This is a genomic window from Microbacterium sp. (genome assembly GCF_051953575.1).
Taxonomy (GTDB): domain Bacteria; phylum Actinomycetota; class Actinomycetes; order Actinomycetales; family Microbacteriaceae; genus Microbacterium.
Genome location: NZ_JBQCIP010000113.1, coordinates 1 through 4,961, shown reverse-complemented (window position 1 = coordinate 4,961; position 4,961 = coordinate 1). Strand labels below are relative to the sequence as shown.

Here is a 4,961-nt window from a genome sequence, read left to right as displayed (position 1 = left end):
GTGTGGTTTCCCTCTCCCGACTGCCCTCGAGCGAGTTGTCCACAGTTTCCACAGCCGTTAACACCATGACAAGAAATCTCTCTGATGAAACCCGTCCGATCACCTTTGCGGTGGACAAGTCCTCCGAGAGGACGACGGGCTGGCATTCTCCGGGCCTGCCACTAGCATGAGAACCCCGAGCCCGCAGTCGAGGGGCCCGTTGCTGCAGAGGGAGCATTCGTGAAGTTCCACGTCAACCGCGATGTGTTCAGCGAAGCCGTGTCGTTCGTCGTCAAGCTCCTGCCTCAGCGCAACCCTCAGCCGATCCTTGCGGGCGTGCTCATCGAGGCATCCGAGCAGGGCCTGTCGCTCGCCGCGTTCGACTACGAGGCGTCGGCGCGTACGACCATCGAGGCGACCGTCGACGATCCGGGCACGATCCTCGTCCACGGCCGGCTGCTCTCCGACATCGCCAGCCGGCTGCCGAACGCCCCGATCCAGATCGAGGTCGACGACGACGGCGGCATCCTGCTCACGTGCGGCTCCGCGCGGTTCACCCTCGCGTCCATGCCCGTGCAGGAGTACCCGGCGATCCCCGAGGTCACGGGCGACTCGGGTCTGGTCCCCGCCGAGGACTTCGCGACGGCCATCGCCCAGGTCGCGTTCGCGGCATCCCGCGACGACGTGACCCCGGTCCTCACCGGCGTGCAGCTCGAGGTCTCGGGCACGAGCCTCAGCCTCGTCGCCACCGACCGCTACCGCGTGGCGCTCCGCGAGATCCCGTGGGACGGCGGTGGCGCGGCCACCGACGAGGCCACGACCGCTCTCGTCCCGGCCCGCACGCTCACCGAAGTCGGCAAGACGTTCGCACACGGCGGCGACATCTCGATCGCGTTCTCGGGGTCGGGCGATCGCGAGATCATCGCGTTCACCGCCGGCAACAAGACGGTGACCTCGCTGCTCATCAAGGGCAACTTCCCGCCCGTGCGCCGCCTGTTCCCTGCGCAGACCGAGCACCACGCCGTCGTGAACACCGCCGAGCTGGCCGAGGCCGTGCGCCGGGTGTCGCTCGTGCTCGACCGCTCGGCGCCGCTGCGGTTCACGTTCACGAGCGACAGCGTGTCGATGGATGCCTCCGGCACCGAGCAGGCACGCGCGACCGAGTCGGTCGACGCGACGCTGCTCGGCGGCGACGATGTCACTCTCGGTCTCAACCCGCAGTACCTGCTCGAGTCGCTCGGCGCGGTCAAGAGCGAGTTCGTGCGCATCACGTTCACCTCGAGCGAGAACGCGAACAAGCTGAGCCCCGTGCTCATCACGCCGCAGACGTCGGTCGACAAGGCCGGCTCGGACTCGTTCCGCTACCTGCTGCAGCCGAACCTGCTGCTGCGCTGATCCGTCCTCACGGCAGATCCGGCTCAGGGTGCACGTCGGTGCCGATCATTAGGCTTGTCCGGTGATCGTGGAGCACCTGAGTCTGGTCGACTTCCGCAACTATGCGGCCGCCGACGTCGAACTCGGGCCCGGACCGAACGTCTTCGTGGGCCGCAACGGCCAGGGCAAGACGAATCTCGCCGAGGCGATCGGCTTCTTCGCGACGCTGGGCTCCCATCGGGTCTCGAACGACGCGCCGATGGTGCGGGACGGAGCGGATGCCGCGATCATCCGGGCCCGTCTGGCCCATGGCGAACGGCGCGTGCAGCTCGAGGCGCAGGTGAACCGGCAGGGATCCAACAAGGCACGCGTCAACGGCTCGCCCGTGAAGCCGGCCGAGCTGCCCCGGTACGCCCAGGTGGTGCTGTTCGCACCGGAGGATCTGCAGATCGTCCGCGGCGATCCGTCCTCGCGCCGCCGGTTCGCCGATCAGCTGCTCGTGCAGCGCGCCCCTCGCATGGCCGGCGTGATCGCCGACTACGACCGCGTCCTCAAGCAGCGCACCGCCCTGCTGAAATCGGCGCGGGCACGCGGCATCCGCGGAGATGCGCTCTCGACCCTCGATGTGTGGGACGACAAGCTCGTGACCCTGGGCACGCAGCTGATCACCGCCCGTCTCGCGCTCGCGAACGACCTGGCGGCGCCCCTGGCGGCGGCCTACACCTCGATCGCCGGCGCCGACCACGACCCCGAGATCGAATGGGCGCTGTCGGTGGCCGGCGCCGACACCGGCGAAGACACCGACACGGCCGCACCCGCGGCTTCGGGCGCCGATCCTCTCGAGACGGCGAGGGATGCCGCAGCCCCGCGCATCGCGGAGCTCTTCCGGCAGGCGCTCGCGGCCAAGCGGACCTCGGAGCTCGAGCGCGGTCTGACACTCGTGGGGCCGCACCGTGACGATCTGCTGCTGCGGATCCGCGGTCTACCCGTGAAGGGGTACGCCTCGCACGGTGAATCGTGGTCGGTCGCTCTCTCGCTGCGGCTCGCCTCGGCCGAGCTGCTGCGCGTCGACTCCATGCTGGGCGACCCGGTGCTCATCCTCGATGACGTCTTCGCAGAGCTCGACGCCGACCGCCGGGCGCGCCTGGCGCAGCTGGCCGGAGACTACGAGCAGGTCGTCGTGACCGCCGCGGTCGAGGGCGACGTCCCCGAGGCGCTGCGGGCACGGATGGTGCGCGTCGAAGCCGGGCGCATCGTCGGGGACGCGGGAGCGGACGATGTCTGATCCGTCGGCGGGGTCGGGCGCCGGCGGCCGGCGGGATGCGGCATCCGATCCCGAAGGCGGCGTCGGGGTTCCCGAGACGATCGCGACCTATCTGCGGCTGCGCGGGCTCGAGCCGTCGGCACGCTCGTCGTACCGCAAGCGCCGCCGGCGCACCGAGGACGACGACAACATCCCGTTCGCCCCGGGCCGAGACCCGAAGGGCGTCGCCGACGTGCTCGCCGACCTGACCCGCGAGGCCGGCTGGAACTCGCAGCTCGCACGCGAGGACGTCGTCCGCGCATGGGACGAGGTCGCCGGCGCGGACACCGCCCGGCACACGCGTCCGGTGGCGTTCTCGGAGGGCACGCTCACCGTCCAGGCGGACTCGACCGCATGGGCCAAGCAGCTCCAGCTGATGCGCGCCCACATCCTTTCGGAGATCGTCCGGCGGTTCCCCGAGGCAGGTGTCGACGCGGTGCGTTTCATCGGGCCGGACGTCCCCTCCTGGAAATGGGGTCCCAGAACGATTCCAGGGCGCGGTCCGCGCGATACCTACGGCTAGGCCACCTCGGGAGCTGTCCAGAACGATTTCAGGGCGTCACAGGGGCGTATGGGGCCGTGATCGGGTCGTTACCCGATAGACTGTCAGGGCCCCTTCGAAGGATTTGGAGCCATCGAGAAGATGACGTCAGACAACCCCGACAACGTGTCCGAGGAACCCGAAACGCCCGATCAGGCTCCCACTGGTTCTCCCGGCGACTACGGGGCCGATGCCATCCAGGTGCTCGAGGGTCTCGAGGCGGTGCGCAAGCGCCCGGGCATGTACATCGGCTCGACCGGTGAGCGCGGCCTGCATCACCTCGTCTACGAGATCGTCGACAACGCCGTGGACGAGGCGCTCGCGGGCTACTGCGACACCATCAACGTCACGATCCTGCCCGACGGCGGTCTGAGCGTGTACGACAACGGTCGCGGCATCCCCGTCGACATCCACCGCACGGAGGGCAAGTCGACCCTCGAGGTCGTGCTCACCGTGCTGCACGCCGGCGGAAAGTTCGGCGGCGGCGGGTACGCGGTGTCCGGCGGTCTGCACGGCGTCGGCTCGTCGGTGGTGAACGCGCTGTCGACGCGCCTCGAGGTGCAGGTCATGCGCCAGGGCCACGTGTGGCGGCAGTCCTACCGCGACGGCGGCCAGCCCCTCGCCCCTGTCGCCAAGGGCGAAGAGACCGAAGAGACCGGCACCATCGTCACCTTCTGGCCGGACGACTCGATCTTCGAGACCGTGCACTTCGACTACGACACGCTGCGCACGCGGTTCCAGCAGACCGCGTTCCTCAACAAGGGCCTGCGCATCACGCTGTCGGACGAGCGCCCGAGCTCGACGTACGTCACCGACACGCCCGAAGGCGGCTCTGAGGAGCGTCAGCCGTTCGACGACTTCTTCTACGAGCGCGGCCTCGTCGACTACGTGGAGTACCTCAACAAGGTGCGCCACGCCGACGTCGTCAACGAGGAGATCATCGAGATCGAGTCGGAGGACACCGTCCGTCACATCTCGCTCGAGCTCGCGATGCAGTGGACGACCAGCTACACCGAGAACGTCTTCACCTTCGCGAACACGATCAACACGCACGAGGGCGGCACGCACGAGGAGGGCTTCCGCGCTGCGCTGACGACGCGCATCAACACGTACGCGCGCGACAAGAACCTGCTCAAGGAGAAGGACGACAACCTGACCGGCGACGACATCCGCGAGGGTCTCACCGCCGTGATCTCGGTCAAGCTCTCGGAGCCGCAGTTCGAGGGTCAGACCAAGACGAAGCTCGGCAACACCGAGGCCAAGGCGTTCGTGCAGAAGGTCGTCGGCGACCAGCTCGCCGACTGGCTCGACCGCAATCCGGTGCAGGCCAAGCGGGTCATCACGAAGGCGATCGACGCCGCCACCGCCCGCATGGCCGCGCGCCGTGCGCGCGAGACCGCGCGTCGCAAGAGCGTCTTCGAGTCCGCCGCGATGCCCGACAAGCTCAAGGACTGCACGAGCAAGGACCCGTCGATCAGCGAGATCTTCCTCGTCGAGGGCGACTCGGCCGGCGGCTCGGCCGTCCAGGGCCGCGACCCGCACACCCAGGCGATCCTGGCGCTGCGCGGCAAGATCCTGAACGTGGAGCGCGCGCGCCTCGACAAGGCGCTGGGCAACCGCGAGGTGCAGGCGATGATCCAGGCCTTCGGCACGGGCATCGGCGAGGACTTCGACATCGACAAGGCGCGGTACCACAAGATCGTGCTGATGGCCGATGCCGACGTCGACGGCCAGCACATCACGACGCTGCTGCTGACGATGCTG

At 68.8% G+C, this 4,961-nt stretch carries 4 protein-coding genes; all 4 read left to right on the top strand.

The genetic code is table 11. The annotated features are described in order from the left end of the window. Nucleotides 1-219: 219 nt before the first annotated feature. Nucleotides 220-1,374, top strand: a complete 1,155-nt coding sequence (gene dnaN, locus ACTHNQ_RS07305; protein ID WP_440332397.1) for a DNA polymerase III subunit beta — start codon at nt 220-222, stop codon at nt 1,372-1,374. A 61-nt stretch (nt 1,375-1,435) separates the two neighbouring features. Further along, nucleotides 1,436-2,638, top strand: coding sequence for a DNA replication/repair protein RecF (recF, locus tag ACTHNQ_RS07300; protein WP_440332395.1), 1,203 nt, complete (start codon nt 1,436-1,438; stop codon nt 2,636-2,638). Continuing rightward, nucleotides 2,631-3,179 (top strand): DUF721 domain-containing protein, encoded by a 549-nt coding sequence (locus tag ACTHNQ_RS07295; protein ID WP_440332393.1) that lies wholly within the window; start codon nt 2,631-2,633, stop codon nt 3,177-3,179. Before recF ends, ACTHNQ_RS07295 begins: the two co-directional genes overlap by 8 nt. 120 nt (nt 3,180-3,299) lie before the next feature. Next, nucleotides 3,300-4,961, top strand: a 1,662-nt coding sequence (locus tag ACTHNQ_RS07290) for a DNA gyrase subunit B (RefSeq protein ID WP_440332391.1), incomplete at its 3' end; no start/stop codon positions are given.